The organism is Spirillospora sp. NPDC000708 (assembly GCF_040299565.1).
Lineage (GTDB): Bacteria > Actinomycetota > Actinomycetes > Streptosporangiales > Streptosporangiaceae > Spirillospora.
The window spans coordinates 28,455-51,096 of the sequence record NZ_JBEPCJ010000006.1 but is presented as its reverse complement, the minus strand read 5'-3'; the positions used below and the strand labels follow the sequence as shown (position 1 = coordinate 51,096).

The following is a 22,642-nucleotide window of genomic DNA, read 5'->3' as shown; positions in this document are numbered from 1 at the left end:
GGAGCGGCTAGGTTGGCGGTATGAGCGACGCTCCGTTGATCAGTGTGCGCGGCGAGGCGGTCCTGGAGGTGGAGCCGGAGATCGCCCGGCTGTCGGTGCACGTCCAGTCGCAGGAACCGGACCGGCGCAGGGCGCTGGACCGGCTCACCGAGCACAACCGGGCCGCGCTCGACCTGATCGGCTCCTACGGCGACGCCGTCGAGAAGGTCGAGACCGGCGGGCTGGTCATCACCCCGCTGGTGAAGTACCGGCGCCGCGAGGGCGATATCCGCGCCTACCAGGGCACCGTGCTGATCAAGGTGACGGTCGCCGACTTCACCGTGCTCGGCGAGCTCGTCACCCGGCTCGGCGACCTGGAGCGCACCCGCGTGGACGGCCCCGACTGGGACCTGCGCCGCGACAGCGACGTCTTCCGGCGGGCCGCCGAGCAGGCCGCGCAGGAGGCCGTCACGCGCGCCCGCCGGTACGCGGAGGCGCTCGGCGCCCGGCTCACCGGCCTGGTCGAGCTGTCCGACGAGGGGCTCGGACGCGACGAGAGCATGGCGCCGGTCGCGCTGGCGGGCGCGTTCAGCCGCGCCCCGGGCGACGCGGGCGAGCCCGAGCCGATCGCCCTGGAGCCGGAGGCGCAGACCGTCCGCGCCGCCGTAGAGGCCCGCTTCACCGCCACCGCCCCCGACCTGGGCTAACACCCGCGCGCGCACTGCCCACGCGGCGCCCTGGCGCCCAGCGCCGTCCGCGGGGCGGCTCGCGGGTCACCAATTGCGCGGACCCTTGCGTGCCGCTCTAGTTGCCCTCGGGCCAGATGGGGCCCTGGTCGGTCCAGACGACGCCCTTGTTGTGGCAAAGGCAGAAGGGATGGCCGACGGGGTCGGTGTAGACGCGCCAGCCGTAGCCTTCGGGGCCGATGAAGTCCTGCCGCAGGGTCGCGCCGAGAGCCAGGACCCGGCTCTGTTCGGCCTCGATGTCGTCCACTTCGAAGTCGAGATGGAACTGCTTGGGGTGCTCGCTGTCGGGCCACTGCGGGGCGCGGTAGTCCTCGACGCGGATGAAGGCCAGCTCGATCTCGCCGAACCGGATACCGGCCCAGTCCTCGTTGCTGCCCTCCTTGACCCGGCGACCCGTCACCTCGGCGTAGAAGGCCGCCAGCTTCATCGTGTCCGGGCAGTCGATGATGAAATCGGTGAGTCGCAGCATGCCGCGATCGTGTCACAAGATCAAAGGGGCGCTGAACGGGTTCGCGGGCACCGCCGTACTGCCGGGTGTGGAGGCATCCGGTTGCGGCGAGTACCGGCCCGGTCTCGGCGTCTACGCCCTCGGGCGGCTCGCCGGGGCGGAGGCCGAGGCGCTGTCGGCGCACCTGCGCGGCTGCCCGCCGTGCCGCGCCGAGCTGGCCGAGCTGCGCGACGTCGCCGACCTCCTCGCCCGGACGGCCCGCGCCGCCGGCCCTCCCCGGACGGCAGGCCGAGCCCGCCCCGCCCGCCCCCGGGCCGCCGGGGCCGGAAAACGCGAAGGCGCCGGCCGCGGGTCGCGGTCCGGCGCCTCCTTCAAGGGCGGGTTCAGCGGCGCTTGCGCTTACGGCGCCACAGGACGAGGGCGGTCAGGGTGACCGCGGCGGCGGCGCCCGCGTAGACGACGCGCTTGTCGAGCCGGCCGGGCTCGCCGTCCTCGCCCTCGGGCCGCACGATCGCGTTCACGGCCTGGACGAGCTGCCCGGCCTCCTCCTTGATCCGCTCGGTGCCCTTGTGCGCGAGGTTCCTCGGGTTGACCCGCTCGGCGAGCTCGTCGATCGTGCGCGCGAGTTCCTGGCGGGTGCGCTCGATCTCCCGCTCCAGCGCCTCCGGGTCGCGGTCAGCCATGCCGTTGTCCTTGTCGTGTCGAGCGAAGCATGATGATCCGAACAGTGTTGCAGGTCTTCCCGCCGGACGCCCGCCGGACCCCGAGCGGTACCGTTGGAGCCACCATCCGAGCGAAAGGCGGCACAGGGTGTCAGAGCGGCTGCAGCCGGGCGACGTCGCCCCCGATTTCGAGCTCCCGGACGCCGACGCGTCCCCGGTCTCGCTGGCTTCGTTCCGCGGCAGGCGGGTGATCCTGTACTTCTACCCCGCGGCCATGACCCCCGGCTGCACCAAGGAATCGGTCGACTTCCAGAGCAGCCTCGGCGAGCTGGAGGCGGCGGGCGTCGCCGTCGTCGGCGTCTCCCCCGACAAGCCCGCCAAGCTCGCGAAGTTCCGCGAGAAGGAGGGGCTGACCTTCCCGCTGCTGTCCGACCCGGACGCCGAGACCCTCCAGGCGTACGGCGCCTACGGCGAGAAGAAGCTGTACGGCAAGGTCGTCGTCGGCGTGATCCGCTCGACCTTCATCATCGACGCCGACGGGAAGATCGAGAAGGCGTACTACAACGTGAAGGCCACCGGCCACGTCGAGCGCCTGCGCCGCGACCTGGGCCTCTGACCCCGGGGCCGCCGGGCTTGGTCCGGTGGGTGCGGGCGGGGGGACTCGAACCCCCACGGTGTCTCCACCAACAGGACCTAAACCTGCCGCGTATGCCTACTTCGCCACGCCCGCGCACTCCGTGCAGGAGTGTGCTCAGCTTAGCGTCCTGGCTGGTCGGCATGTCGGCGGATTACCGGCGCCCGGCCCATCGGCGGCGTTGCCGGGCGCAACTCGGCGAATCGCCGGGCCGGGCGGGCGTCGCCGCAGGCCCGGGCGCGCGGACGGCGCCGGAACGCGGCGTAACCTGGCGCAACGGCGGCGACACGCTCCCGCAACGGCTCCTGCCTAGCGTCCTGGAACGTCGGCAGGGCCGGACGCGGGAGGTGCGATGGCGGTCGTGGAACGTAACACACCGGCAACTGCCGGAACATGCGGGCGCAACGGCGTCCGCCTACCGTCCCGGCACATGAGGGCGAGCAGGTCCCGGGACACCGGCGCGCCGGGGACGCGGACCGGCGCGGACGTGCGGCGGCTGCGGGACCTGCTGCGCTCGGCGATCCTGCGCGGCGCCTACCCCGGCGGCCAGCTGCCCGGCGAGCCCGAGCTGATGGCGGCGCACGGCGTGACGCGGGCGACGGTGCGCGAGGCGCTCGCGCTGCTGCGCGGCGAGGGGCTCGTCGACCGCAGGCAGGGCGTCGGCACGCACGCGGTCGGGGAGGCCGTGCTCGCTCCGCTCGCGGAGGCGCACGGCGCGGCCGACCCCGGCGCGGGCAGCGTCTTCGACCGGCGGATGCGGCCGCGCGTGCTGGACCGTTCCGTGATCCCGCTGCCGGAGGTCGCCGCCGACCGGCTCGGCGCCCGGCCCGGCGACCCGTGCCTGCGCCTGGAGTACGTGGCGCTGCTCGGCGACGAACCGGTGGCCATCGCGACCAACTACGTGCTCTTCCCCGAGGCGGAGCGGCTCCGCGACGTCCCGTTCGTCTCGGACTGGTACGCGCTGCTCGCCGAGGCGGGCGTGGCCCTGGGCGAGTCGGAGTTCGTCCTCGGCTGCCTGCCCGCCGACGCCGGCACGGCGGGGCTGCTCGACCTCGCCGTCGGGGCACCGGTCGTGACCATGGAGCAGGTCATCCGGGCTCCGGGCGGCCGCCCCTTCGACCTCGCGCACATCCACCACCGGGGGGACCGGTTCCTGCTGGTCTCCCGCCTCCCGCGCGCGTCCGCGCGCGGCTGAACCGCCCTTCCACCGCACCGATCCAGGCGCCCGTGCCCCTCGCGGCACGGACGGCGCCCTTGGCATGCCCTCAAGGAGAACCATGGAGACACCCCTCACCCTGACCGAGGCCGCCGAGGCGCTGCGCGCCGGCGCGGTGACGAGCGTCCGGCTGACCGAGGAGGCCCTCGCCGCCGCCGACCGGCACGACGGCGAGATCGGCACCTACCTGGCGCGCTTCGACGACTACGCCCTGGAGCAGGCCGAGCGCGCCGACCGGGAGCTGGCCGAAGGGATCGACCGGGGCCCGCTGCAGGGCGTCCCGTTCGGCGTCAAGGACATCATCGCGATGGCGGAGGGCCCGACGACGGCGCAGAGCCTGGTCCTCGACCGGGCGTGGGCGGAGGGCCGGGACGCGCCGGTGGTGTCGCGGCTGAAGGAGGCGGGCGCGGTGATCACCGGCAAGGTCACCACGATGGAGTTCGCGTGCGGGATGCCGGACCCGTCCAAGCCGTTCCCGATGCCGCGCAACCCCTGGGACACCGCGACGTGGCCGGGCGGCTCCAGCTCCGGGACGGGCAACGGCGTCGCCGCCGGGCTGTTCTTCGCCGGGCTCGGCACGGACACGGCGGGCAGCATCCGCATCCCGTCGGCGTTCTGCGGGGTCACCGGGCTGATGCCGACGTTCGGGCGGGTGCCGAAGTCGGGCGTGGCGCCGCTCGGCTACAGCCTCGACCACGTCGGCCCGCTGGCGCGCAGCGCCCGCGACTGCGCCGCCGTCCTCGACGTCATCGCCGGGCCGCACGCGAGCGACCCCGACAGCGTCGGCCTGCCCTACGACGGGCCGGTGCTCGACGGGTCGCTGGAGGGGGTGCGGGTCGGGGTCGTCCGGGCCGGGCACTTCCCGGCGGAGGCCGACCCGGCGCTCGCGCCCGCCTTCGACGCGGCGCTCGGCGTGCTGTCCGGGCTCGGCGCGACGCTGGTGGACGCCGAGCTGCCGTTCTGGACGGAGATGCTCACCGCCAACCTCGTCACGATGTGCGCCGAGGCGTTCGCCTACCACCGCAACGACCTCGTGGAGCGCTGGGGCGACTACTTCGCGGCGACCCGGCTGATGCTGGCGCGCGGCGCGATGGTCACCGGCGCCGACTACGTGCAGGCGCAGCGGGTGCGGCGCGTCGCGCAGGACGCGGTGGCGCGGATGTTCGACGACCTCGACGTGATCGTCTGCCCGACCACGGCGGTCGGCGCGCCGCGCTACGACGAGCTGACCGACGGCGCGGGCCGGATCGACATCGAGGGCCTGTTCCGCACGATCTTCACCCAGTACTGGGACTGCGTCGGCAACCCCGTCCTGGCGGCCCCGATGGGCGCCACGGCCGCCGGGCTGCCGCTGTCGATCCAGTTCGCCGGGCCCGCGTTCGGGGAGGCCGGCGTGCTGCGGGCGGCGGACGCCTTCCAGCAGGTCACGGACTGGCACCGCCGCGTCCCCGCCCTCGTCGCCGCCTGACCGCCCCGCGACGGCCGCACGATTCGAGCCCGGAGCGACCGGGCGTCACGAACCCTGGAGGAACCTTGACCGAGAACGTCCTGCATTCCGCGCCGCCCGCGGACGACCCGCGCGTCATCGCGGAGGTGGGCCTGCTGGTGTCCCGGGCCGGGCTGCCGCTGTCGGCGGCCGAACTGGCGGAGCTCGCCGCCTCGTACCCGCTCCAGCAGGCGGGGGTGGACGCCCTCTACGCGGTCCCTGAGGCCCGGTACGCCGATCCGGCCCTGCGCTTCCGGGCCGACGCCCGCATGGCCGACTGGGCCGCCTGAGCCCCGGCGGGCGGGAGAACGGAACGGGCCCCCGCGTCCTGCGGGGGCCCGTTCGCGCGCCGTCGTGATCGCCGGGTGGCGGGCGGTCAACTCGCCGGCTCCGCGGCGGCCTCGCGGCCGGCCCGCTCGCCGGCGGCCTCCGGCTCGGGGCGGCGGTAGAGGACGCCCACCACCACGGCGGTGACGGCCAGGACGATCGCGGCGGACAGCAGCGCGGTGTGCAGGCCGTCCGCGAACGCCGCCTGCGCCTGCCGCATGACCTGCGGGCCCGCGTGCGCCGCCATGGCCAGGGACGTCCTGGCGTGCTCGGCGACCGGTCCGGGCAGGCCGGTGGTGTCCAGGTTCGAGCGGTAGCCGGACTGCAGGACGCTGCCGAGGACCGCGATGCCGAGGGCGCCGCCGAGCTCGCGGGCCAGGTCGTTCATCGCCGACCCGACGCCCTGCTTCTCGGCCGGGAGCGCGTCGGTGATGGACGCGGTGGCGGGCGTCATCGCGAGGCCCATCCCGGCGCCGAGCGGGACGAGGCCGCCCAGCATCACCCAGTAGCTGCTGCCGGTGTCGAGCAGCGACAGCACCAGCAGCCCGACGCTGACCAGGATGAGGCCGGCGACGATGACGCGGCGCGGCCCGACCTTCGCGGCGGCGCGGGGCGCGATGCCGCGGGCGGACGGCATCATCGAGGCGGCCATCGGCAGCAGGCAGGTGGCGGCGAGCAGCGGGCCGTGGTCCTTCACGAGCTGCAGGTACTGCAGGACGATGAAGACGAAGCCGAAGAAGGCGAAGAACTGCACGGTGATCGACAGGGTGCCGGCGGCGAAGGCGCGGTGCCGGAACAGCCGGGGGTCGAGCAGCGGGTTCCGGCGGGTCAGCTCCCAGCCGACGAACCCGGCGAGGACCACGACGGCGGCGCCGAGGCCGACCAGCGTGCGGGCGCTCGTCCAGCCCTCGGTGGGCGCCTCGATGATGGAGTAGACGCCGGCGCCGAGGCCCACGACGGTGATCAGCGCGCCGGTGAGGTCGAGCCTCGGCGCGTCGGCGTCCGCGGACTCGGGGACGACCGCGAGGGTCGCGGCGAAGGCGATCACCGCGAGCACGATGTTCAGCAGGAACACCGACCGCCACGACCACTGCTCCAGCAGGCTGCCGGAGACCAGCAGCCCGAAGATCGCGCTGGCGCCGGCGACCCCGGCCCAGGCGCCGACCGCGCGGGTCCGCTGCCGGGGCGGGAACGTCGAGGTGATCGTGGACAGCGTCGCGGGCATCACCAGCGCCGCGCCGACGCCGAGGACGCCGCGCATCGCGATCAGCCAGGCGGGGTCGCTGGCGAACATCGCGGCGGCCGACCCGGCACCGAAGATCGCGAGCCCGGCGGCGAGGGCGCGGCGCCGCCCGTAGCGGTCGCCGATCGCGCCGCCGAGGAGCAGCAGCGCCGCGAAAACCAGCGCGTACGCGTCGATGATCCAGGACAGCTGGGTCTGGGTGGCGCGGGTGTCGCGGGCGATGGACGGGATGGCGGTGTTGAGGGACGCGACCGCCGACACGACGGTGGCGAGGGCGAGCATGACGGCCGGCAGCACGGCCCGGTGGACCTGCCCTCCGGGCGCCGTTCCGGTGGTGGCCATCGCAGCCTCCTGGTTGCGGGATCTCTTCGCTGTGACACTTCGAACCTGGCCCCTGCGCCCACTACATTTCAACCATGATGAATAAATCCGGGAAGCCGGCGCCGGCGAGAGAGACGGCGGCGGAGTCCGCGGCGGTGGCCGGGCGGGGCTCGCGCGGCCGGCGGCGCGGCAGCCCCGACACCCGGGCGCAGATCCTCGCGGTGGCCCGCGGCCGGTTCCTCGCCGACGGGTACGCCAAGGTCACCCTGCGCTCGATCGCCGCCGAGGCGGACGTCGACGCCGCCCTGATCAGCTACTTCTTCGGCTCCAAGAAGGGCCTGTTCGGCGCGGTCCTCGGGCTGCTGGCCAACCCGCCGGACGTGCTGGCCTCCGTGCTCCCCGGCGACCCCGCCACGCTGCCCGAACGCGTCCTGCGCGCGATGCTCGGCACCTGGGACGACCCCGAGCGCGGCCGGCAGCTGACCTTCATGGTGCGGGCCGCGACGCAGGACGCCGAGCTCATCCGGCTGCTGCGGGACGTCATCGGCCGCGAGATGATCGACCGGATCGCCGAGCACGTCGGCGGCCCCGGGGCGAGCCACCGCGCCGCCGCGTTCGGCGCCCAGCTCGCCGGGGTGATCTTCAGCCGGTACATCCTGGCCGTGGAACCGCTCGCCTCGATGACGGCCGATGAATTAGTCGAGGCCCTCGCGCCGGGCATGCGCGCCGTCCTGTACCGGCGGCCGCGGCCCCCATCCCGTCGCACTATGTGAAAAACCGGTCGCGCAATTTGCGGAACGGCGCGGTGCGCGACCGGGTGGTCGGCCTACCCTTGATGGGTCTGCCGGCGCCCCGGCAGGCATGGGGAACGCCGGTACGAAGACGCAGCAGCCTGGGGCCGCCGTGAGCGAATCCTTCACCCATTGCGTTCTGCCGTACGACCGGGTCGACGACCTCCTCGACGGCGCCCTGCCGTTCCTGCGGGACGGCGCGGCGGCCGGCGACCGCGTCCTGGCCGTCTGCGGGATCGCTCGCGAGATGCTGCTGCGCGACGCGCTCGGCCCCACCGCCGCGTCCGTCGAGTTCGTCGATCCGGGGACCTGGTACTCCCACCCCGCGCGGACCCTCGCCGACTGCCTGAGCGACGCCGACGACGTCGCCTGGCACGGCCGGCGGCTGCGCGTCCTCGGCGAGCCCGTCGTGTGGGCGGCGCGCCCGCCGCTCGAGGTCCTGGAATGGCAGCGCGTCGAGGCCATGGTGAACATCGCCTTCCGCGGCACCGGGGCCGCCATCATGTGCCCCTACTCGTCGTCGCTGCCCGCCGGCGTGGTCGCGGCCGGGCGCCGCACCCATCCCGAGACGGTGCGCGGCGCCACGTCCATGGCCAACCCCCTCTACATGGACCCGTGGGCCTACAGCGCGAAGTGCGACGGCGAGCCCCTGCCCGTGCCGCCCGCCGAGGCCGACGAGTTCGAGGTCGTCCGGCCCGACCTGTTCTGGCTGCGCGCCTACGTCACCGAGTACGCGCACCGCACCCCGCTGCCCGACGAGGACCTGCAGCGCCTGCTGGTCGCGGTCACCGAGGTCGTCACGAACGCGCTCCACCACGGCGCGCCGCCGATCATCCTGCGGATGTGGACCGAGGCGGCCGGCGCCGACCCCGCCTTCGTCTGCGAGGTCACCGACGCGGGCACCTGGGAGCCCGGCTCCGGCTACGGGCTCGTCCCGCCCCGCACGTCCGGCACCGCGACCGGCGGCCGGTTCGGGCTGTGGGCGGTGCGGCTGCTCTGCTCGATCGTCCAGATCCGCACCGGACCCGGCGGGAGCACGGTGCGCCTGCGGCTGCGGCTACCCGCCGTGCCCGCCGTCCCCCCGGTGGTGAACGGAGTGTGAGGAACTCGATGCATTGGGCTTCCAAGGACCTCCATGAGGCGTACGCTGAACGCATCCGAACCGACCTCGATGGGCAGGCCATGGAGACACCCTGGTTCGCCAAGCGACCCGTCAAAGACATCCGGCCCGGCGACCACAGCTGGCTGGCCTACAGCGGCCAGGAAGAGCGCGACAGGGTCATCGGCCACTTCGTCCGCGAGGGTCTCGAGACCAACGAGAAGGTCGTCTACGTGACCGACGCACCGCCCGAGCGGCTGCCCGGCATCGGCCCGCGGCACCGCGTGGACGTGCACTCCTACGGCCGGACGGGCCAGCTCCGGGTGATCTCCCGGCGCGACGCCTGCCTCGACCGGCGCGGCGTGTTCCAGCCCGGCCTGATGCTGGAGACGATCGGCCGGGAGGTGGACGCGGCGTTCGGCCAGGGCTTCCGCGCCGTCCGGCTGACCACCGACTACAGCTGGCTGCTCAGCGAGCCGGGCCGCTCCGACATCGGCGAGATGCTGGGCTGCGAGCACCGGGTCGGCGACGCCGTCTCGCCGAGCACGATGGCGATGGCGATCTGCCAGATCGACCGGCACGCGTGCCCGCCCGACGAGCTCCTCGCCCTGCGCGACACGCACGAGGTGCTCGTGGAAGTGAACCCCGAGTTCGACGACGGGATCCTGAAGATCGTCCGCACGTTCGAGCCGAACGGGCTGCGCGTCGAGGGCGAGCTCGACGCCGCCCGGCACCAGGTGTTCGCCGAGCAGCTCGCCCAGGTGTGCATGACCCGGCGGCGCGTCCACCTCGACTTCGCCGACCTCGGCTTCATCGACCTCGGCGGCCTGAACCTGCTGGCGCAGCAGGCCACGGTGCTGCCGGCCGACGAGGCGCTCGTCCTCGACCACCTGCCGCCCGATGTGGAGAACGTCATCGAGATGGTCGGCTGGCATAGGCTGCCCGGTCTCGAGCGCGGCCGCGAACGCGCGTTCACGGAGACGGAAGGCATCGCCTGATGAGCTTGGAGCACAGGGCGTTCGTGTACGACGGCACGGACCACTTCCTGTCGGTGACCGAGCCGTTCCTGCGATCCGGGCTGGAGGCGGGGCAGGCCGTCGTCGCGGTCGCCCAGGAGCCCAACCTGTCGGCGCTGCGCGACCTGTTCGGCGAGGGCGCCGAGATCGAGTGGGTCGACGCGGCCGTCTTCTACCTGCACCCCGTCCGCACCCTGCGCGACTACCAGGGCCTGGTGAACAAGTTCGCCCCGCGCACCGTGTGCGCGCTGGCCGAACCCGTCTGGCGGGACTGGGACGAGCGGCAGACCCTGGAGTGGATCCGCTACGAGTCGCTGATCAACGAGGTGTTCAAGGACTCCGGGGCGCGCGCGCTGTGCCCCTACGACCGCGAGGCGCTGCCGCCCCGGATCCTGGAGGAGGCGCGGCGCACCCACCCGATGGTGGTCACCGACGGTCCCGCGCTTCCCACCGGCGCCTACGTCGACCCGGTGACGTTCGGCGCCGCCTGCGACCGCGGCCGCCGCTTCGTCCGCCCCTCCGACGCCGAGTACTTCCCGGTCGAGGGCGACGACCTGCACGCGCTGCGCTCGTTCGTCGCCGAGCGGGCGCTGCTGCACGGCCTCGCCAAGCGGCCCGCGCAGAACCTCGTCACCGCGGTGAACGAGGTGGCGGCGAACGCGCTGCAGCACGGCCTGCCCCCGGTCGGGATGTGGATCTGGCGGGACGGCCCGGAACTGCTCTGCGAGGTCGGCGACAACGGGCTGTGGCGGCCCGCGCCGACCCCGCTCACCGGCTTCATCCCGCCCGACACGGCGCTGCAGCGCGGCTTCGGGCTGTGGACGGTCCGGCTCCTCGTCGACCTGATGGAGTTGCGGGCCGGCTGGGACGGCACGTTCGTCCGGCTGCACATCAGGTAGCCGGCGTGGAGCCGCTGAAGATCGTCCGCACGGACGAGCCCGCCGGCCTCGCGCTGATCGGCGAGCTGGACTCCGCCCGGCACGCGATGCTCGTCCGGGCGCTGGAGTCGGCGCTCGCGGACCTGCCGCCCGACCGCGAGTTCCACCTCGACCTCGGCGAGCTCGACTTCATCGACCTCGGCGGGATCGCCCTGCTCGGCGACGCCGCGTGGAGCCGCGCGTGCGGGGCGCCCGTGGTGCTCGACCGGACGCCGCCGCAGATGCGCGCCGTCCTGGAGACCGTCGGCTGGGGCACGCTCCCCGGCCTGTGCTTCGGCGACGCCGGTTAGTCCCGCTCCCGCCGGCGCGGCGCGGCAGCGCGACGCGGCGGCGGGTTCACGGTGTGCGGCTGGGGCCCGCCGCCGGACGCTTCGACGTCGGTTCGAGCGGCGTCGACGACGGGGACGGCGAGGTGAGTCCGGACGTCGGCGGCACCGCCCGCCTGGTGTGCGTGGCGGTCGGGTGGGGCGTCGCGCCGGGGCGTCCCCGCGGCGGCCCGCCCGGCTCCGGGATCCGCGTCGGCAACGCCGACGGCCGCACCGACGGCGTCGCGGTGGGCTCCCTCGGCCCCGGGACGGACGGGGAGGCGGGCGGCGCCATCGGCTGCGGCTTCGCCGGCCCGCCGCCGCCCGGCCACAGGAACAGCGCGATCGTCACCAGCACCGCCGCGGTCACCGCCGCCGCCAGGGCCGGGAACGCCCACCGCCAGCGGGTGCGTCGCTCCGGCGCCGCCGCCCGCCCCGCGTCCTGGAACCGGCGGACCGTCCCGGGGCCTGCGGTGATGTGGTCGGCGGCCGCACGGTAGTGGTCGCGCAGCAGGGCTTCGAGCTCGTCGTTCACGCCCGGCCCTCCTTCATGTGCTCCCGCAGCGCCGCCATGGCCCGCGCGGTGTGGCTCTTCACCGTTCCCCGGGAGATCCCGAGCGTCTCGGCGATCTCCTGCTCCCCGAGGTCGCACCAGTAGCGCAGCACGACCACCGCGCGCTGCTTGGCGGGCAGCGCGCGGAGCACCTCGTCCAGCTCTCCCCCGGCGACCCCCGCGGCCGGGGGCGCCCCGGCGAGGCGCTCCACGTCCGCCACCGACCCGACCGGAGTGTCCCGGCGGCGCGCCCGCCGCTTGTTCTCGTCGATGGCGAGGTTCACCAGCACCCGGCGGGCGTACGCCTCCGGGTTGCCGCCCGACACCCGCTTCCACCTGCGCGCGACCCGCTCGTAGGCGGTCTGCAGCAGGTCCTCGGCGAGGTGCCGGTCGTAGACGAGGAACACGGCGGTGCGCAGCAGCCGGCCCGCGGTGGCGGTCACGAACTCGTCGAACGTGATCTCCGCCCCGCGGATCTCCTGGGCGCTCATGGTGGACAGGCGGCTACCTCCGGGGCGCCGAGGGCCGGGGCGACGGCGTCATCGCCTGCCCGGGAGGCGCCGGCCGGCTCGTCGGGGACACCGACGGGACCGGCGCGGGCGCCGCCGTCCGGGTCGGGCGCGGGGCGCCCGGCCGGGTGGCGCAGTCAGTGGGAGTCGGATGCGGGTGGGCCTTCGTGGGGACCGGATGCGGGCGCGCCTTCGTCGGCGACGGCACCGGCCGCGGCGACGTCCGCGGCGGGAGGTCGCGCGGGCTCGCGGACGCGACCGGGCGCGGCTCCTTCGGCCTCGCGTTCTTCGGCGGGACCGGCTCCGGGGTGCGGGTGGACGGCCGAGGCGACGCGCACGGCCGTGCGGGCGCCTTCGGCGGCACCGGCGCGGGCGTCGCGGTGTGCGCCAGCGCGTTCCGCTCCGCCACCTGCCTGACCTGCGGAGACGACCCGGAGTCGGCCGCCGCCCAGATCCCGGCGGCGAGCGCGCCCGCGCCCACCACACCGGCCAGCGCGAGCATCGGCCCGCGGCGGATGCGACTCTTGTCGATCATGTTGCTCCTCGGGGGGACGGTGTCCGTACACCCTTGAGAACCCCCGCCGGGGGCCGGCGGGTTGTCATGGGGCCCGACGAATTCTCTGCGAATTCCGCCGCGAACCGCACCGCGCGCGGCGCGGCGCGGGGTTACGGCAGTCCCGTGTACACGGACGCCACGTACTTGGACGCGTCGGCGCCGCGGCGCGGACGGAAGTCGAAGGCCGACCCGTCGGCGAAGTCGATGCGGACGAACCACTCGGGGACGTTGCCGCGCCCCAAGGCCACGGCGCGCAGCCCGCGCACGGCCGCAAAGGGGACCTGCCAGCACGTCGTCAGCGGCGCGTCGGAAGCGGGCGCGGCCCCGTGTTCGCCACCCGACACCCGATCACCGCCGGACGCCCGATCGCCGACGGGCGTGCGGTGGCCGCCGGGCGTGCGGTGGCCGCCGGGCGTGCGGTCGGCGAGGAGCGCGCGGGCGCGTCCCCGCAGTCCGCCGCCGGACGGTTCGTCGGGCCGCGCGAACCTGGACTCGACGGCCACCGCGAGCCGCCGGTCGGTCAGCAGCAGCCACGCCTCGTCGCCGTATCCGGCCATGTGCCCCGCCACCGCGGCCGCCGCCGCGCCCGAGTCCGCCGCGTGCGCCCACCCCCAGATGACCGGGTCGTCGGCCCATTCGTCGTTCCAGATCCGTCCGCTGCCGACGGGCTCGGTGGGCAGCGGCCAGCCGGGGTCGGGGACCGGCCCGCCGGCGCCCGAGGCCGGCGGGTACGGCGCGACGATCCGGCCTCCGACGGCCCCGCCGATGTGCCCGGCCGCGCGGTCGCCCATCGCGAGGCGCTCGCCGGGGGCGCACCAGTGCGCGCGGGCCATCTCGTACAGCTTCTGCTCGTTGCGCGGCATGCGGTCGCTTTCGTCCGGCGGTCGCTCTCGTCAGGGGCGCCCACGTCAGGGGGTCTGCTCGATCAAGGGGTCTGCGCGGTCATGCGGGCGAGGCGTCCGGCCGCCTCGTCGTCCAGCGCCACGACGTCGAAGCCGGACCCGTCGCGCAGCGCGACCCGCAGCACCGGGACCTTGCGCGGATGGTAGCCGGGCGGGAGCTTGCGCCGGTCGGGGCCGATCCCGGCGATCCGCGTCGCGGGGATCTCCGCCACCGCCGCGACGCCCGCCAGCGGGACCGGCTCGCCCTGCGGGTAGGGGTGGTCGCGTCCGAGCGACCGGCCGATCTCCGCCGCCCCGGCCGCGATCCTGCGCGCCCTGGACAGCAGCCCGCCGCCGGCCTTGCGCTCGGCGGCGGCGCGGACCTCCGCGGCGGGGCCCGGGACGATGTCGACGACACCGATCCGGTGCGGGGTGAGCACCCACGCGCGCGGCCCGGACGGGACGGGCAGGACCGCCCGCCCGGCCAGGGTGCCGGGGTCCGCGCCGTGGACCACCAGGACCGGGTGCGTCATCGTCTGCCCCAGGTCACGGTCCACGAAGTCGACGCCGCGCCCCACCACGTCCATGACGGCGCGCGCGCCCTTCTTCGGCAGGCCGCGCCAGTCCAGCCCGCCCATGTCGAACCGGACGCCGGTGGGATGGCACGGGACGCACAGCAGGACGGGCTCGTCCGGCCGGCACCAGTGGCGCCGCAGCGCCAGCGTCCCGCCGAGCTCGTCCACGGCCCGTCCTAGGGGTGGCCGGCTGCGGCGAGCGCGTCGGGCAGCAGCCCGGCCAGCGCCCGGAACGCCTTGCCCCGGTGGCTGATCGCGTCCTTCTCCTCCGGCGCCATCTCCGCGGTGGTGCGGGTCTCGCCGTCCGGCAGGAAGATCGGGTCGTAGCCGAAGCCGCCGGTGCCGCGCGGCGCCCGCAGGAGGGTCCCGCGCATCCGGCCCTCGACGGTGTGCTCGACCGCGCCGCGGGTGCCGTTCGCCGGGACGACCAGTGCGGCCGCGCACACGAACGCGGCGCCGCGCAGGCCGTCGGCGACGTCGCCGAGCTGGTCGAGGACGAGCCGCAGGTTCGCGGTGTCCTTGTCGCCGGCGGCGTCGCCGAACCGCCCCGACCAGCGGGCCGACAGCACGCCCGGCATGCCGTTCAGCGCGTCCACGCACAGCCCGGAGTCGTCGGCGACGGCGGGCAGGCCGGTGTGCGCGGCGATCGCGCGGGCCTTCAGCAGCGCGTTGCCCTCGAAGGTCAGCTCGGTCTCGGGGACGTCGGGGGCGTCCGGGAACGCGGCGAGGCCCACCACGTCGATGCCGTCGAGGATCCGCTCCAGTTCGGCGATCTTGCCCGCGTTGCGGGTCGCCAGCACGATCCGCGTCACCGTGCGAGCGCCTCGTTCTGCAGCCGGGTCAGCTCGGCGCAGCCGCCGGCGGCGAGGTCGAGCAGCGCGTCCAGCTCGGCGCGGTCGAACGGGGCGCCCTCGGCGGTGCCCTGCACCTCGACGAACCTCCCGTCGCCGGTGCACACCACGTTCATGTCGGTGCCGGCGGCCGAGTCCTCCTCGTAGCACAGGTCGAGCCGGGCCTCCCCCGCGACGACGCCGACGCTGACCGCCGAGACCGAGGTGACCAGCGGGTTCCCGCGCAGCAGCTTGCGCTCGCGCATCCAGGACACCGCGTCGGCGAGCGCGACGTACGCGCCGGTGATCGCGGCGGTGCGGGTGCCGCCGTCGGCCTGCAGCACGTCGCAGTCGAGCTGGACGGTGTTCTCGCCGAGCGCCTTGAAGTCCAGGCAGGCCCGGACGGACCGGCCGATCAGCCGGGAGATCTCGTGGGTGCGGCCGCCGACCCGGCCCTTGATGGACTCGCGGTCGTTGCGGGTGTTGGTTGCGCGCGGCAGCATCGCGTACTCGGCGGTGACCCAGCCGAGCCCGGACTCGCGCCGCCAGCGCGGCACCGAGTCCTGCACCGACGCCGCGCACAGCACCCGGGTGCGGCCGAACTCGACGAGCACGGACCCCTCCGCGTGGTCGAGCCATCCGCGCTGGATGCGGACGGGGCGGAGCTGGTCGGGTGCGCGATCATCGGGGCGTGCCATGCGCACCACCCTAGTGCCCGCCGGAGGCGGTCACAGCTCGTAGGAGGCGCCCACCCGGGCGAGCTCGATGTCGCCGCCGTACCCGCTCGTTCTGGCCTCCTTCAGGGAGGTGTCCTGGTCGTTCCACGGCACCAGGTGGGTGAGGACGAGGCGGCCGACGTCGGCGCGGGCGGCGTGCTCGCCCGCCTCCCGCGCGGTCAGGTGCAGCTCCGACGGCAGGTCCGGGCCCTCCAGGAACGACGCCTCGCACAGGAACAGGTCGGCGCCGCGCGCCAGGTCCACGAGCGTGTCGGACACGCCGGTGTCGCCGGAGTAGACCAGGGCCCGCCCGTCGTGCTCGATGCGGAACGCGTACGCCTCCACCGGGTGCGGCATCAGCGCGGTCGTCACCCGGAACGGGCCGATCTCGTACGGGCCCCGGCGCAGCACGTGGAAGTCGAACGTCTCGCACATCCCGGGCTCGGGCTCCAGGTCGTACGCCTTCGCCATCCGCACCGCGGTCCCCTCGGGGCCGTGCACGGGCAGCCGCGGTTGCGGGCCGTCCGGATGGTACGTGCGGGCCACCCAGAAACCGCACAGGTCGAGGCAGTGGTCGGCGTGCAGGTGGGAGATGCACACCGCGTCGATCTCCTGCAACGAGCGGAAGCGCTGTAGGGACCCGAGCGCGCCGTTGCCGAGATCGAGCACGAGCGCGAAGCCGTCCGCCTCGATCAGGTAGCTGGACGCGGGGCTGTCCGGCCCCGGGAAACTGCCGGAGCAGCCGATCACTGTGACCCGCACGCTCACTCCTCCTCTTGTGTCCCCGAGGAATCAGGTGGTCAGAGCCTTGTTCAGGACGGATTCGGACGCGGTCTCGACCACGTCGATCTCCGGCCCGAGGAAGCGCCGGCCGAGCTCGGCGAACACGCCGGGGTCACCGGTCGCGCGGAACCGGTGCCGTGGCCGGGGCGTCCCCTCGTCGCGGGCCAGCCCCTGGTCGTGCAGCACTCGATACACGTCCTTGGCGGTCTCGTCGGCGCTTGACACCAGTGTGACCCCGTCGCCGACGACATACGAGATGACGCCGGTCAGCAGTGGGTAATGCGTGCAGCCGAGGATGAGGGTGTCGCAGCCCGCGTCCACGATCGGCCGCAGGTACTCGCGCGCCGCGTCCAGCAGTTCCGGCCCCATCGTCACGCCCGCCTCGACGAACTCGACGAAGCGCGGGCACGCCGCGCTCACCAGCTCGATGTGCGGGGCGGCGGCGAACGCGTCGTCGTAGGCGCGGCTGGTGACGGTGGCGTTCGTGGCGATCAGCCCGACCCGCCCGTTGGACGTGGCGCGGGCCGCGCGCCGGGTCGCCGGGTTGATCACCTCGACGACCGGGACGTCGTAGCGCTCGCGGGCGTCGCGCAGCATCGCCGAGCTGGCGCTGTTGCAGGCGATCACCAGCATCTTCACGCCCTCGTCGACGAGCTGGTCGAGCATCTCCAGGGCGAACGCGCGGACCTCGGCGATGGGGCGCGGCCCGTACGGCTGGCGGGCCGAGTCGCCGAGGTAGACGATCGGCTCGTTCGGCAGCTGGTCGAGGATGGCGCGGGCCACGGTGAGGCCCCCGAACCCGCTGTCGAAGATCCCGATCGGTCGGTCCGACCGGCCACCGGAAGAGAGGTCCATCGCGTCGAGGTCGCCGGTCGCTGACATGGTCCTACAGGCTAGGCGACTTACCCCCGCCGAGGTGCGTCATGCGTTGGACATCACACCGTCATCCGCCGGAAAAGACGCCAGTTCACGGGACGCGCGCGTGATCCCGTCGCCCGGTGCGCGAAACGCCGGTGAACCGCGTCACGCCGGCGGGGCGCCTCACGGGACGGAGGCGGTCGGGCGGGTGACCGCCTGACGCGCTACTTCTTGGCGCCGATGCCGACCCGGGCGATCTGCCGGCTCTGCGCGACGAGGCGTCCGGTGGAGTCCCAGACCTCGACCTCCTCGTCGAACCAGCCGTCCGACAGCAGCCGGCCGGTGCCGTGCACGGCGAGCCAGCCGGGCGCCGGGACGGCCCGCATGTGCCAGGTGAGCTGCACGGTCGGCGCCCAGCCCTTGGAGCCGAGGTTCAGCGCGACGGGCGGCAGCGCGTCGACGGTCAGTGCGAGCGTGAACGCGTCGGGGCCGTGGCCGTCGCGGAGCCGGAACCAGGCGCGGATCTCGGGGCGGCCGCTCGGCGTGCCGTCCAGCCAGCCCATCGTGGAACGGTCGAAGCGCATGTCGACCTGCCCGGCGAAGCCCTCGGTGCCCTCGGCCGGCAGCATGCTGGTGCACTCCTCCAGCGGAGGGACGGGGACGGCGGGCGCGGGGCCGGCGAACGCGGGCTCGGCGGCGGCGCCGAGCGTGCCGGTGGTGATCAGCGCCTCCACCGCGGGGCGCCCGTCCTGGACGAGGCTGACCAGCGAGGTCGCGGCGGTGCGGCCGGCCTTGCGGGTGTCGACGACGAGCTCGGCGCGGCCGGGCTTGGCGGGCCGCAGGTACGTCGTCGCGGTGGCGATGGGGTGCTCGTGCGGGGAGGCGTCGACGGCGGCCCGGTCGAGGACCGCCATCAGGTAGCCGCCGTTCAGCGCCTCCGCGAAGCCGAAGTCGCCGTCCAGGTCGACCTCGTACCGGCCGTCACCGACCCGCTTGACCGCGGTGGCCGCCTCGAACCCGCTCATCAGTTCTCCCGGTCCGGCCGGCGGGCGTCCACCCGGCCGGCACGGTTCTAGAATCACGTTCGAGTATGAACTGTACCGTGCCGGCCGGGAACGGCGCCGTGGCCGGGATCACGCCGGAATGTCCGGGCCCGCTCCCGGGTCCGGACATTGTCGAGCTGTCGGTCGGGGCGTCGGGCGCGGCGTCAGGCCCAGAGCTGGCCTTCGAGGCGCGCCTCGGCCTCCTCCAGAGTGCCGCCGTACGCGCCCGTGGACAGGTACTTCCAGCCGCCGTCGGCGACGATGAACACGATGTCGGCGCGCTCGCCCGCCTTCACCGCCTTGCTCGCCATGCCGATCGCGGCGTGCAGCGCGCCGCCGGTGGAGATCCCGGCGAAGATGCCCTCCTGCTCCAGCAGCTCGCGGGTGCGGCGCAGCGCGTCCCGCGACCCGACCGAGAAGCGGGTCGTCAGGACCGAGTCGTCGTACAGCTCGGGGATGAAGCCTTCGTCGATGTTGCGCAGCCCGTACACCAGCTCGCCGTACCGCGGCTCCGCCGCGACGATCCTGACGCCGGGCACCTGCTCGCGCAGGTACCGGCCGACGCCCATCAGCGTGCCGGTGGTGCCGAGGCCCGCGACGAAGTGCGTCACCGACGGCAGGTCCGCGAGGATCTCCGGACCCGTCGTCTCGTAGTGCGCCAGCGCGTTGGCCTCGTTCCCGTACTGGTACAGCATCACCCAGTCGGGGTTCTCGGCCGCCAGGCCCTTCGCCACCCGGACGGCCTCGTTCGACCCGCCCGCGGCGGGCGACGGGATGATCTCCGCTCCCCACATCTCCAGCAGCTGGCGGCGCTCCGCCGAGGTGTTCTCGGGCATCACGCACACCATCCGGTAGCCGCGCAGCTTGGCCACCATGGCGAGGGAGATGCCGGTGTTCCCGGACGTCGGCTCCAGGATCGTGCAGCCCGGCGTCAGCACCCCGTCCTTCTCCGCCTTCTCGATCATGTAGAAGGCGGGACGGTCCTTCACCGACCCGGTCGGGTTGCGGTCCTCGAGCTTGGCCCAGAGCCGGACGTCTTCGCTCGGCGACAGCCGCGGCAGCCCGACCAGCGGGGTGCCGCCGAGCGAGTCCAGCAGCGAGTCGAATCGCATGTGCGCTCGTCCAGTCCGGCTCAGCCGCCCGCGACGGCCGGCAGGATCGTCACGCCGTCGCCGTCGGCGACCTCCGTCTCCAGGCCGCCGAGGAAGCGGACGTCCTCGTCGTTGAGGTAGACGTTGACGAACTTGCGCAGGCCCTTGTCGTCCACCAGCCGGTCGCGCAGCCCGGGGTGGCGGGAGTCCAGGTCGGTGAACAGCTCGTCGAGCGTGCCGCCCTTGCCCTCGACGGCCTTGGCGCCGTCGGTGAGGTTGCGCAGGATCGTCGGGATCCGGACCTCGATCGCCATCGCGATGATCTCCTTTGGTCGTACGGGGCTCCCCGCCCTCTGCGTCACAACCGGGCGGGCAGCGGGGGAATTCCGGGCTGGATCAGCGCGTCGGCGAACAGTCGTAGACGACCTCGGCGCGCGAATGCCCGAACAGGAAGCTCTGTACGGGTGGCACCGCGAGGGCAGGGACGCGGCGCCGCGCGCCCGTCACATCCCCGCTCGTCCACATGTCGACCAGTTTACCGGCCGCGTTCCGGCCGCTCCCCGCCGCCATCCGGCTCCGCACCCCGCGATCGGCCCGGGCGGTCAGGCGTCGTAGGCGTCGACGATCCGGACCTCTTCCTCGGTCACCTCGCCGTCCACGATCCGGTACGACCGGAACTCCTCGGTGCTCTCGTCGCGGGTGGACACGAGCACGTAGTGCGCGTTCGGCTCGGACGCGTAGGAGATGTCGGTGCGGGACGGGTACGCCTCGGTCGCGGTGTGCGAGTGGTAGATCACCACCGGCTCCTCGTCCCGGTCGTCCATCTCGCGCCACAGCTTCAGCTGCTCCTGGGAGTCGAACCGGTAGAACGTCGGGGACCGCTCGGCGTTGGTCATCGCGACGTACCGGACGGGCCGGTCCGACCCGATCGGGCCGGCGATGATGCCGCACGCCTCGTCCGGATGGTCGGCGCGCGCATGCGCGACGATCTTCTCGACCAGGGCACGCTCGATCGTCAGCATGCCCGAAGGCTACCGTCCCCGCCGGCGGGCACCCCACCCGCGGCCCGGCCTGGACCGGGTCCTGCCGCGGGCGGGTCTCAGTCACGGTCGAGCCGGATGTGCATCCGGATGCGGGTGCCGCCGGGGCCGGACCTGATCTGCACGATGTGGCAGAGCCGGCGCACCGCCCACATCGCGCCGTCCACGCCCTGCCCGGCCTGCCCGCCCGGCGTACCCGGCAGGGCGGACGGGGGCGGGCCGGGCGGCGGCGGGGCGTAGCCGAGGAAGCGGTCGGCGAGGGCGCGGCCCGGGTCGGCCACCTCGCAGACCAGCTCGCCCGCCCGTCCCCACAGCCGCGCCGAGCCGTGCCCGCCGCCGGCCTGGATGATCATGGTGGCGACCTCGTTCACCGCCAGCACGAACGGGAGCGTCCGGCCCTCCGGCAGCCCCAGCCGGGCGGCCTCGGCGGCGAGGAAGGCGCGCAGCGACGGCAGCCCGCCCGCGCCGAACGCCCGGTGCGCGGCGGAGGCGGGCGGCGGCGGGAGCGCGTCCGCGTTGCACTCGGCGTAGTACTCGGCCGGGTCGGTGTACTCCGGGCTGGGCCGCGGGCCGTCCGGGCCGGCCAGCTCCGGGTGCGTGCGGGCCATCGCGGCCAGCACCCCGGGCGGCAGCGCCACCGCGTCGTACGCGCACATGATCATGGTGGGGGTGCCGGCGAACACCACGTTCAGCAGCGACTCGTGCCGCTGCCACTCGCGCGTCTCCAACGGCGACAGCCCGTCCCACACCGGCTCGGCGAGCAGCCGCAGCCGCCCGCGCGGCCACCAGTCGGCGCGCATCCGGTCGTGGTAGCCGGCCAGCGCCCGCATCGGCCCGCCGAACCAGTCGGCGGAGTCGATGAACTCGATCCCGGCGGCGGCCTCCGGACCGAGCCGCTCCCGCAGCGACACCCGGACCGGCTCGGAGGCGATCACCACCACCGCGTCGCCCGCGCTCCACCCGGCCTCCAGGTACGGGACGGCGGTCAGCGCCAGCTCGCGCGGCCACCCGTACGGGACGGCCCGGTGCACCAGCGCGTTCCGGCCGCCGGACGGCCGCCGGGCGTCCGCCGCGGCGTCCCCGGCCCGCGGCGCACCCGCCTGACGAGCGATCACCGGACCCCCTCGTGGACGACCCCGGGCGCGCCCGCCCAGCCGGACGCCCGCATCATCATCTCCACGCAGCCCGGCGCCGACCGCAGGACGACCAGCCGGTCGGGCACGATGCTCCACTCGTTCACGCCGACCAGCGCGCGCAGCCCGGCCAGGTCGCAGAACTCCACCCCGGCCAGGTCCAGGCACACGTGCGCGGCGCGGCCGTCCAGCCCGCGCAGCGCCGCCAGCAGCCCCGGCAGCGTCGACTCGTCGATCGAGCCGGACAGGCGGAGGCCGGGCGGCGCGAACAGCGGGTCGATCCTCAGCACGCCGTCGTCGAAGACCGCGTCGGCGCCCGCCCGCCCGCCGTGGCACGCCTCCAGCGCGCCGAGCCCGCCGGGCGCGAACCAGCCCGCGTCGAACTGGCACAGCGCCATCGCGTCCCCGGCCTCGGCGACGGCCCGGCCCACGGCGTCCTCGAACGCCGCGAACCCGGCGGTGCCGGGCCAGCCGCGCGAGGCGGGCGACGCCTCGACGCTCACCCGGACCCCCGCGCGCCGGTCCGGGCCGCGGGCCGCCGCGATCACCTCGCCGGCCGGGCGGCCCGCGGTGTCGGGCACGGCCAGCCGGCCGTCGTTGACGGCGGCGAGCAGGTCGGGGGCGTCCGCCGCGAACAGCGCCCGCAGCCGGTCCCGCACGGCCCGCGCGGGCTCGCCGTCCGCCAGATGGACCAGCGCGTGCCCGGCCGCCAGCCCGGCGCGCAGGTAGGCGGACAGGACGGCGTGCCGTTCCGCGCCACTGCCGTAGGCGAGGAAGAGGTGGTCGCCGGACCGCATCGCGCCGACCGCCGCGCCGTGCCCGCGGGCCTTGCCCTGCCCCGCCATGCCCTCGCCGCCTGTCAT

Annotated in this window: 30 protein-coding genes and 1 tRNA gene; 12 read left to right on the top strand and 19 right to left on the bottom strand. The window is 74.7% G+C overall.

Features of this window, described 5'->3' with window-relative positions:
- The first annotated feature begins 20 nt into the window (after window positions 1–20).
- Window positions 21–686 (top strand): SIMPL domain-containing protein, encoded by a 666-nt coding sequence (locus tag ABT299_RS06920; RefSeq protein WP_500250060.1) that lies wholly within the window; start codon window positions 21–23, stop codon window positions 684–686.
- A 97-nt stretch (window positions 687–783) separates the two neighbouring features.
- Here ABT299_RS06920 and ABT299_RS06915 read toward each other — a convergent pair whose 3' ends face one another.
- A complete protein-coding gene (locus tag ABT299_RS06915) occupies window positions 784–1,194 on the bottom strand; it encodes a VOC family protein (protein ID WP_500250059.1) in 411 nt (136 codons plus the stop codon).
- Between ABT299_RS06915 and ABT299_RS06910 the strand changes: the two genes are divergently transcribed.
- Window positions 1,193–1,606, top strand: coding sequence for an anti-sigma factor family protein (locus ABT299_RS06910; RefSeq protein ID WP_500250058.1), 414 nt, complete (start codon window positions 1,193–1,195; stop codon window positions 1,604–1,606). The genes ABT299_RS06915 and ABT299_RS06910 overlap by 2 nt on opposite strands.
- On the opposite strand, the gene ABT299_RS06905 is transcribed toward ABT299_RS06910, so the two are convergent.
- Window positions 1,557–1,856: a DUF3618 domain-containing protein gene (locus tag ABT299_RS06905; RefSeq protein WP_190868391.1), complete on the bottom strand. Its 300-nt coding sequence runs from the start codon at window positions 1,854–1,856 to the stop codon at window positions 1,557–1,559. The genes ABT299_RS06910 and ABT299_RS06905 overlap by 50 nt on opposite strands.
- Before the next feature lie 127 nt (window positions 1,857–1,983).
- On the opposite strand from ABT299_RS06905, the gene bcp reads away from it, so the two are divergent.
- A complete protein-coding gene (bcp, locus tag ABT299_RS06900) occupies window positions 1,984–2,451 on the top strand; it encodes a thioredoxin-dependent thiol peroxidase (RefSeq protein WP_190868392.1) in 468 nt (155 codons plus the stop codon).
- Between the two features lie 30 nt (window positions 2,452–2,481).
- Here bcp and ABT299_RS06895 read toward each other — a convergent pair.
- A tRNA-Leu gene (locus ABT299_RS06895) sits at window positions 2,482–2,565 on the bottom strand.
- Between the two features lie 334 nt (window positions 2,566–2,899).
- Between ABT299_RS06895 and ABT299_RS06890 the strand changes: the two genes are divergently transcribed.
- From ABT299_RS06890 to ABT299_RS06880, 3 genes are all read left to right on the top strand, one after another.
- A complete protein-coding gene (locus tag ABT299_RS06890) occupies window positions 2,900–3,664 on the top strand; it encodes a GntR family transcriptional regulator (RefSeq protein ID WP_194737776.1) in 765 nt (254 codons plus the stop codon).
- Window positions 3,665–3,746: 82 nt separating this feature from the next.
- On the top strand, window positions 3,747–5,153 hold the full coding sequence (locus tag ABT299_RS06885) for an amidase (RefSeq protein ID WP_500250057.1): 1,407 nt from the start codon (window positions 3,747–3,749) through the stop codon (window positions 5,151–5,153).
- A gap of 65 nt (window positions 5,154–5,218) precedes the next feature.
- Window positions 5,219–5,461 carry a hypothetical protein gene (locus ABT299_RS06880; RefSeq protein WP_194737781.1) on the top strand — a complete coding sequence of 81 codons (243 nt, stop codon included), beginning with the start codon at window positions 5,219–5,221 and terminating at the stop codon, window positions 5,459–5,461.
- Between the two features lie 86 nt (window positions 5,462–5,547).
- Here the strand turns inward: ABT299_RS06880 and ABT299_RS06875 are convergent, their stop codons facing one another.
- Window positions 5,548–7,083, bottom strand: a complete 1,536-nt coding sequence (locus tag ABT299_RS06875) for an MFS transporter (RefSeq protein ID WP_500250056.1) — start codon at window positions 7,081–7,083, stop codon at window positions 5,548–5,550.
- A gap of 74 nt (window positions 7,084–7,157) precedes the next feature.
- Here ABT299_RS06875 and ABT299_RS06870 point away from each other — a divergent pair, with 74 nt between their 5' ends.
- The 5 genes from ABT299_RS06870 to ABT299_RS06850 all read left to right on the top strand — a co-directional run bounded on the left by ABT299_RS06870 (window position 7,158) and on the right by ABT299_RS06850 (window position 11,196).
- Complete coding sequence (locus ABT299_RS06870; protein WP_387026746.1) at window positions 7,158–7,835, top strand: TetR/AcrR family transcriptional regulator; 678 nt, start codon at window positions 7,158–7,160, stop codon at window positions 7,833–7,835.
- Between the two features lie 130 nt (window positions 7,836–7,965).
- On the top strand, window positions 7,966–8,955 hold the full coding sequence (locus tag ABT299_RS06865; protein ID WP_500250055.1) for an anti-sigma factor RsbA family regulatory protein: 990 nt from the start codon (window positions 7,966–7,968) through the stop codon (window positions 8,953–8,955).
- A gap of 80 nt (window positions 8,956–9,035) precedes the next feature.
- On the top strand, window positions 9,036–9,950 hold the full coding sequence (locus tag ABT299_RS06860) for an MEDS domain-containing protein (protein ID WP_387026744.1): 915 nt from the start codon (window positions 9,036–9,038) through the stop codon (window positions 9,948–9,950).
- Window positions 9,950–10,867, top strand: coding sequence for a sensor histidine kinase (locus ABT299_RS06855; RefSeq protein WP_190868397.1), 918 nt, complete (start codon window positions 9,950–9,952; stop codon window positions 10,865–10,867). The genes ABT299_RS06860 and ABT299_RS06855 overlap by 1 nt, the downstream gene beginning before the upstream one ends.
- Before the next feature lie 5 nt (window positions 10,868–10,872).
- Window positions 10,873–11,196 (top strand): STAS domain-containing protein, encoded by a 324-nt coding sequence (locus tag ABT299_RS06850; RefSeq protein ID WP_190868398.1) that lies wholly within the window; start codon window positions 10,873–10,875, stop codon window positions 11,194–11,196.
- 46 nt (window positions 11,197–11,242) lie between these two features.
- Here ABT299_RS06850 and ABT299_RS06845 read toward each other — a convergent pair whose 3' ends face one another.
- Together ABT299_RS06845 and ABT299_RS06840 are read right to left on the bottom strand one after the other, a co-directional pair.
- Window positions 11,243–11,746: a hypothetical protein gene (locus tag ABT299_RS06845; protein WP_500250054.1), complete on the bottom strand. Its 504-nt coding sequence runs from the start codon at window positions 11,744–11,746 to the stop codon at window positions 11,243–11,245.
- A complete protein-coding gene (locus tag ABT299_RS06840; protein WP_190868400.1) occupies window positions 11,743–12,255 on the bottom strand; it encodes a SigE family RNA polymerase sigma factor in 513 nt (170 codons plus the stop codon). Before ABT299_RS06840 ends, ABT299_RS06845 begins: the two co-directional genes overlap by 4 nt.
- A gap of 185 nt (window positions 12,256–12,440) precedes the next feature.
- Here ABT299_RS06840 and ABT299_RS06835 point away from each other — a divergent pair, with 185 nt between their 5' ends.
- On the top strand, window positions 12,441–12,845 hold the full coding sequence (locus tag ABT299_RS06835) for a hypothetical protein (protein ID WP_387026742.1): 405 nt from the start codon (window positions 12,441–12,443) through the stop codon (window positions 12,843–12,845).
- 94 nt (window positions 12,846–12,939) lie between these two features.
- On the opposite strand, the gene ABT299_RS06830 is transcribed toward ABT299_RS06835, so the two are convergent.
- From ABT299_RS06830 to ABT299_RS06770, 13 genes are all read right to left on the bottom strand, one after another.
- Window positions 12,940–13,692 (bottom strand): hypothetical protein, encoded by a 753-nt coding sequence (locus ABT299_RS06830; protein WP_500250053.1) that lies wholly within the window; start codon window positions 13,690–13,692, stop codon window positions 12,940–12,942.
- A 62-nt stretch (window positions 13,693–13,754) separates the two neighbouring features.
- On the bottom strand, window positions 13,755–14,453 hold the full coding sequence (locus ABT299_RS06825; RefSeq protein ID WP_500250052.1) for a hypothetical protein: 699 nt from the start codon (window positions 14,451–14,453) through the stop codon (window positions 13,755–13,757).
- Between the two features lie 8 nt (window positions 14,454–14,461).
- Window positions 14,462–15,097, bottom strand: coding sequence for an RdgB/HAM1 family non-canonical purine NTP pyrophosphatase (rdgB, locus tag ABT299_RS06820; protein WP_190868403.1), 636 nt, complete (start codon window positions 15,095–15,097; stop codon window positions 14,462–14,464).
- Entirely contained in the window at window positions 15,094–15,813 is a 720-nt protein-coding gene (gene rph / locus ABT299_RS06815) for a ribonuclease PH (protein WP_190868404.1), read from the bottom strand. The genes rdgB and rph overlap by 4 nt, the downstream gene beginning before the upstream one ends.
- A 30-nt stretch (window positions 15,814–15,843) precedes the next feature.
- Window positions 15,844–16,593: an MBL fold metallo-hydrolase gene (locus ABT299_RS06810; protein ID WP_190868405.1), complete on the bottom strand. Its 750-nt coding sequence runs from the start codon at window positions 16,591–16,593 to the stop codon at window positions 15,844–15,846.
- A 30-nt stretch (window positions 16,594–16,623) separates the two neighbouring features.
- Entirely contained in the window at window positions 16,624–17,496 is an 873-nt protein-coding gene (gene murI / locus ABT299_RS06805; RefSeq protein ID WP_241756563.1) for a glutamate racemase, read from the bottom strand.
- 200 nt (window positions 17,497–17,696) lie between these two features.
- On the bottom strand, window positions 17,697–18,497 hold the full coding sequence (locus ABT299_RS06800; protein WP_387026740.1) for a thioesterase family protein: 801 nt from the start codon (window positions 18,495–18,497) through the stop codon (window positions 17,697–17,699).
- A 182-nt stretch (window positions 18,498–18,679) separates the two neighbouring features.
- Window positions 18,680–19,627 (bottom strand): PLP-dependent cysteine synthase family protein, encoded by a 948-nt coding sequence (locus ABT299_RS06795; protein WP_190868407.1) that lies wholly within the window; start codon window positions 19,625–19,627, stop codon window positions 18,680–18,682.
- Between the two features lie 20 nt (window positions 19,628–19,647).
- A complete protein-coding gene (locus ABT299_RS06790) occupies window positions 19,648–19,920 on the bottom strand; it encodes a MoaD/ThiS family protein (RefSeq protein WP_190868408.1) in 273 nt (90 codons plus the stop codon).
- Between the two features lie 82 nt (window positions 19,921–20,002).
- The gene (locus ABT299_RS06785) at window positions 20,003–20,131 is read right to left on the bottom strand and encodes a hypothetical protein (protein WP_279576063.1); all 129 of its coding nucleotides are present in this window, start codon (window positions 20,129–20,131) and stop codon (window positions 20,003–20,005) included.
- Window positions 20,132–20,208: 77 nt separating this feature from the next.
- Window positions 20,209–20,628 (bottom strand): M67 family metallopeptidase, encoded by a 420-nt coding sequence (locus ABT299_RS06780; RefSeq protein WP_190868409.1) that lies wholly within the window; start codon window positions 20,626–20,628, stop codon window positions 20,209–20,211.
- Window positions 20,629–20,705: 77 nt separating this feature from the next.
- Window positions 20,706–21,761: an anti-sigma factor RsbA family regulatory protein gene (locus ABT299_RS06775; protein WP_190868410.1), complete on the bottom strand. Its 1,056-nt coding sequence runs from the start codon at window positions 21,759–21,761 to the stop codon at window positions 20,706–20,708.
- Complete coding sequence (locus ABT299_RS06770; protein ID WP_500250051.1) at window positions 21,758–22,642, bottom strand: MEDS domain-containing protein; 885 nt, start codon at window positions 22,640–22,642, stop codon at window positions 21,758–21,760. Before ABT299_RS06770 ends, ABT299_RS06775 begins: the two co-directional genes overlap by 4 nt.